The sequence below is a fragment of the Hymenobacter sediminis genome, assembly GCF_003231285.1.
GTDB lineage: Bacteria > Bacteroidota > Bacteroidia > Cytophagales > Hymenobacteraceae > Hymenobacter > Hymenobacter sediminis.
In genome coordinates this window covers 1-266 of sequence record NZ_QKNS01000065.1, presented here as the reverse complement: position 1 = coordinate 266, position 266 = coordinate 1, and the positions used below count along the sequence as shown (strand labels likewise).

Sequence of the window (266 nt, the reverse complement as noted above, 5' to 3'; positions counted from 1 at the left end):
ACCTGACACTGCATCCGGGGGAAATCGCCTTTCCCGGTGGCAAGCGTGAGCCCCAGGACCGCACGCCCTGGGTTACCGCCAGGCGGGAAGCGCTGGAGGAGGTGGGTCTGGATGAGAACCTGGTCCATGCCCTGGGGGAACTGCAGCCCCTGGTGACCCGCACCGGGTTCGAGGTGCACCCCTGTATCGCCCGGGTGCCGCCGGCGCTGTACCTGACCGTCGACCGCGAGGAATTCGATTCGGTGTTTACCCAGCCACTGTATCGC

Annotated in this window: 1 protein-coding gene; it reads left to right on the top strand. The window is 66.5% G+C overall.

What is annotated here, in order from left to right; translation table 11 throughout:
- A partial coding sequence (locus tag DNI29_RS23980) for an NUDIX hydrolase (RefSeq protein WP_162303750.1) occupies positions 1 to 266 on the top strand: 266 nt, incomplete at both ends.